General features: G+C 34.4%; 2 protein-coding genes. One reads left to right on the top strand and one right to left on the bottom strand.

The window, feature by feature from the left end; genetic code table 11:
• The coding region (locus tag BUA76_RS18880; RefSeq protein ID WP_072886350.1) for a type IIG restriction enzyme/methyltransferase at nt 1-3,460 on the bottom strand (3,460 nt) is incomplete at its 3' end.
• Between the two features lie 278 nt (nt 3,461-3,738).
• Between BUA76_RS18880 and BUA76_RS18885 the strand changes: the two genes are divergently transcribed.
• A complete protein-coding gene (locus BUA76_RS18885; RefSeq protein ID WP_072886351.1) occupies nt 3,739-5,067 on the top strand; it encodes a lipase family protein in 1,329 nt (442 codons plus the stop codon).
• The last annotated feature ends 657 nt before the right edge of the window (nt 5,068-5,724 follow it).

The raw sequence follows: 5,724 nt of genomic DNA on the forward strand, positions 1-5,724 counted from the left end.
TTGCTTCATTGAAATATTTACCATCTAAATCTATTGCAAATTTAGTTTTATCGGATATTTCACCCCATATGATTTTTTGTTTATAAAAATCCTCCAATTTTTGCAAGGTTAAATTGTTATCAAGCTCTAGCCAATGATGTTGACCTGGAAAATCTTCATTGCTGTTTAATTTTCCCGAAGAAGTGTAGCGACATTGCCCGCGGTTTTTTAATTGCTTTTCATAGGTCAGAAGGTGTTTGTAAATAGCCGGATAGTTTTGCTCAAGAATCTTATAACTTCCATAATAAGCTAAAATTACATACGTATCTGCAAAATCATATCCGTATTTTTTGATATCTCTGCCACGTAAAATAGGTCGAATAATTTCAGCACTTTTAGCATCTTTTAGTATTAAGGCATCTTTTGTGGCTTTATCAATAATAAATGCTTCATTTAAACCGGTTTTAATACCATAATTTATACTTACATTCCAATTTTTTAAAGGAACTCCAATTGATTCAATTCTATTAATTATATTTAGTTCTATTGCAGTTAATATTACCCAAGAAGTACTACTAGAAAAATTTGTATTTACTGCATTTTGTCTAAAATAATCGCTCAAATTATTTAACACTTTATCTTTGATAATACAAGCTTGAGTTTGCTGTCTATTTTTATCCTTAGAAAACATTAAAATGTTTGTATCTACGGTGGCAGTATCAAAGATTTGCGTGCCTCCGAAATCAATTAAAATTTCCGGATTAGTTTTTTCAACAAAAAACTTTCTTAAGCTTTCGCCGTACGCAGCGCGCATCCATTTGTTAGAAGTGATATATGTTAAAAAGCCTTTTGGTTTTAGAATATTATTTCCTAATTCATAAAACAAACTGTAAATATCTCCGGTTTTTGTATATGTCTCATATCCTCTTTTTTGCAGCGTATCACTAGCTAAACCCATCTTTTGAAGCTGAATATAAGGAGGATTACCTATAATAATATCAAATCCAACAAAATTCCCTTCGTCATCCAAAACTTCCGGAAATTCAAACCTCCATTCAAATGCATTTCTGTAAATTGCATTATTTAGAATTTCTTCTTTTTCTTTTTGCGCAAGTTCTGCCTTTTGTTTAAGTTTCTTTAAATTATCTTTTTCTGTTTTCTTTATGGCTTCACCAAAGGCCAATAAGTTTTGTTGTCGCTGCTCTTCGTTTTGATATAATCCTACTGCTTTAGAAACTTTATCTCTGATAGAATTATCTAATGTTGATTTAAAATTGTTCTTTATAATGGTAATAATTTCTTCAACTTCTCTTTTTTTAGTTTTCGAATTGGTTGTTTTGTAATCTTTTACAGCTTGTTTGTAATCAGCAACAGAAAAGTTTACTTCCTTATTTTTGAATGCCGCTTTTAAACTATCATCTAAGGTAAATCTGCTGATTAATGAATTCCCATTCTTAATATTAATATCAATATTAGGGAGTGTCTGTAACTCTCCCTCGTCTGTATAATATGCATTTTTTAAAAGTTCTATCCATAGTCTCAACCTGCAAATATTTACTGAGTTGGGATTGATATCTACTCCAAATAAACAATTCTCAATAACGGTTTCCTTCTCATGGAATATTGCTTTTTGAATAAGTAAACTTTGCGGATCTTTTCTGTTGTATGAAAATAATTCATCATTAGCATCAAGAATATAGATTTCATCATTTTCTACTTTAACTAGACAAGGCAGAGTATTGAAATTTTCATCTGCTAATATTCCTAATTCACTTTTTATGGCGATCATTTCGTTAAGAGCAGAAACCAAAAAATGCCCTGATCCTACAGCCGGATCACAAATTCTAATTGAGTTAATGACCTCATTAAATTTTTTGCGATATTCTTTTTTAAAGTACTGTTTACAATAATCTATCACATCATCAAAAGTTTCAATACTTCTGTCAAATTCTTCCTTAAACTTTTGAGTTACTGCCTTCCGCAGTGTCTCTTTACACATAAACATTGTAATCAACCCTGGTGTATAAAAAGAACCATCTCGGTAACCGTTGATTTTTTCAAAAATCAATCCTAAAACAGAAGCATTGATTAGGGTTTTATTCTCTAACTGAAAATCAGATTCAATTCCTGAGTCTGCTGAAAAGTCATAAGCATCAAGAAACCTAAAAAAATAGTCTAATGTATTGAGCTTTCCGGTTAATTTTTTACCGGTTTCATTTTTAAGAACTGTAGAAGAATAAACTTCCATATCCTCATCCATAAGAGCTGTAATATCAAATGTTAATTCTTCAAGCGCATTTTTTTCAAAAAGACTACTGTTCAAATAAGGGATATTCTTAAATTTATCTGCATATCGAGCATGACGATCTTTCAATGGTTTTGCCAAAGCAGAGAAAAATAATTCGTTCAATGAATCAAAGCCGTTGATAAAGTTATAGTTTAAAAATTTAAAGTCTCTCGAATTTCCGTTATAACTTCTCAATTGAGATTCTAGTAACTTAAGAAATAAAATTCGGTTAACCCAAGTAAGGCAAAGTTCTAAGCCGACATTAAAAGCTTTATTTTCAGAAGGAACATTTTTCACCTTGTTCAAATAATCTTTATCCTCCAATGTGAAAATTGTATTCTCTAATAGTGGACCATAATCTGCCGTTTTATAGGTTTTTCTTTTAATTATTTTTTTACCATTTTCTTTAGTTTCTTCTAAACCAATAATATGCAGAAGTTCATTGTAAAAAGCTTTATTAAGCTGGTTGCTATCATTTCCAAAACCCTTACCTAATAGATGAACATCAGAAAAAAGCTTATAAATATTTACAATTTCTTTTTGTTTAAGATTAGAAATTTGCTTTGTACGAAAATTAAGGTAAACAAAAGGAAGCTGATCTTCTACTTTATTAATATATTTTGCTGCGATTTCATTATAAAAAAGCTCGTTTTTTACTGTATCCTTTAAACCATCTCGAAATTGAGAATACTCTTTCAAAAGGTTTTTATCTGTATAAAATAAATTGTAAAAGTCGCTTGCTTTAAAAAAGAACCACTCGAAACCATTTGTTATAATAAGATGTTTAATATTATTATTTTTATGGTCAACCCTTTCTCGTAAGTAATAAAGTAATATTTCTTGAAATCCTTTTTTATTAAGTTGTGTAATTGTTGGAAACTCAGATTTATTACTTGGCTTTTTAGCTTCAATAATAATACCTACATCAGAATTGGCATCTTTATCTAGGTAGACAGCTAAATCAATACGATCTTTTGTATTGATTTCATTATCCTTATAAAATGTAGATGAAAGAAATTTTTTTATAGGGGATTTCAAATGCTCCTCACTTTCATTCTTCGTATCTACTAAATTTATAGCTTCAATACAACTTTTTAAGTTTTCTGAAAAATTTTCTACTTCAGAAACCTGTGGAGAAAATTTTTTATATGCAGGACTTAATGCCTTGTGAGGTTCAAGCTGTTTTGTTTTCAATGGAAATTATATTTTAATTTTGCTTTCAATTTAAAAAATAACAATTTATTTCGCAAGTTATGTAAAAAAAAGATTAGGTAATACGGAAAACCATAAACCTTTAGAATTGATTGCTCGCACAATGACTTGTAAATCCGTACAAACACCTACCCCTCATTTTAGTCATTTTCACGGATTCGCAAATCACAATTTGTCCCGAACTTTACTCTGTTATTTAAATGAATAATAATTAGATTCATTCAACAAAAAAAACAATCAACCAAAAACAAAAATACATCATGACAAATCCAACATTAGATGCTTACCAGCAGATATTCGGGATGGCCTGTCTTGTCGGCCGTTCCTCAGGGTACAAGGGTACCGCGAGTGAATTACAGCAACAGCTGCAGTATGATCTTTCTTTCTACCTGAATAATGTTCCGCCTGTAACCATTCTGGGACAGACCGGTCCTTCTACCGCCGATGCTTCTGTTACCCCGGTGCTGGGCAGCTGGAACCTGGTTTGGGGCCCTGCTGTATTGCAGGAAAACAATGATGATGTTTCCGATAATGCCGTATTTGTAGCGCAATGTGATGCCGTAGCATTTCCAGGCGGACCTGTAATGCCAACCTACGTCGTAGCCATTGCCGCCACCAACCCCGATTCCTTATACGACTGGGAATCTGAAGATTTTTCCGTTTCACAGGTGGTGAACTGGAGTACCTATAATCCATCCAGTTTCAGTCCATCCAATTACAACGGTACCGATCCTTATATTTCACTGGGCACCGCTACCGGAGTCAGCAATCTTCTGGGACTGACGACTGTAGAAACCGCCGCAGCTCCGGGAACCACGCTTGAGCAATTCCTGAGCAGTGTGCAGACTGACGAAAATACTGCTGTAATTTTCTGCGGTCACAGCCTTGCAGGAGCGCTCTCTCCTACTTTGGCGCTGTATCTTACGGAACAGAAAAAACTGGAGGCTTTTAATCTCACGCTGGTCTATCCGACTGCCGGAGCCACTCCGGGGGAAGCCAATTTTGCCAGTCTTTTCAACAGTACATTTCCTGCGTTGCCATCCGGCTGGGAAAAGCAATCGCTTCCTTACCAAAGCTGGAATACCATGCACTGGAACGACCTGGATGTCGTACCTCACGCCTGGCAGAAACAGGATCTGCAGCAGATAGCCGATCTTTACGGGCCATCACCCAACTTCTGGACTGCAGCCTCACTACAGGCACTTCAGGCTTACGCAATTGTGGATTCTGCACAGTCGGGTGCCGTGTATACCCGGATTCAAAACAGTCCGCTGCCCGGAACGCTTCAGTATTCAATGGGAACTTCGGCAATTAATGTTCCTCCAAAGTCAATACAGGATTTTGTAGAACAACTGTTCATCCAGCATGTTGAAATGTATTCCGGTATTCCGGCCGAGGGTTCAAATCCTGAAGTTACCGGACTGATTCTTCCGCAGCCTTTGCCTCCATCATCCTACAACAAAATAGTACCTGGTATTTCTACTGTAACCGAAGCCGACATGATTGCAAGAATCATTTCCCAGATCATCGGCTGGATTTCCAAGCATGCTTTATCAGACATGAAATCCGTAGTGAAAGAAGAAAAATAACGCCGATATATTGATTTCATATAAAAGCCACCTGTTACAGATTTGCTGTAACGGGTGGCTTTGCTTTGGGGCTATGCCTTCGAGAGCCTCAGGCATCGTTCAGTATAACTCTTAAATAATAACAATATATCAAAGGTGGCTGAGGAAGGCCTGACTTGTTTTTCATTTTTGTGCTCTTTAATGGTCAATACTAATTTTGTCTTTTCCAGTTCAAACGTAAGGGAATTAAATTTATTGTTGCCTTCCTGAGCAATACTTTTTCATACAAAAAACGTCATTTTTTTATTTTAATCCAATGTGTTTTATGGCAGTATATTTTTCTATAAAATCCACCTTATTAAATATGGAAATCAATATATTATAAAAATTAACAAATAGCATTTACAGGCATTTTTACAGGCATTTTTCCGTTACATAAAATTCACTTAAAATTCTTTGTCCGGGGATCTATTTTTTTCTATTTTCGCACCGGATTTTAGAAAACTTCCAACCTGAAAACAGGAAAGTGCATCTTCATAATAATACGACATCTTTTGTCGTGTGTAGGCATTAGTTTCGCAGCAATGGAAATTATTTTTCTAATCAATAGTCATTAAAAAACAAAAACCATGATAAAAGCATATCCTTATCGGACCATTTTTCCATAACACTCCGAAT

Origin of the sequence: Chryseobacterium takakiae (assembly GCF_900129385.1) — a bacterium.
Classification (GTDB): domain Bacteria; phylum Bacteroidota; class Bacteroidia; order Flavobacteriales; family Weeksellaceae; genus Chryseobacterium; species Chryseobacterium takakiae.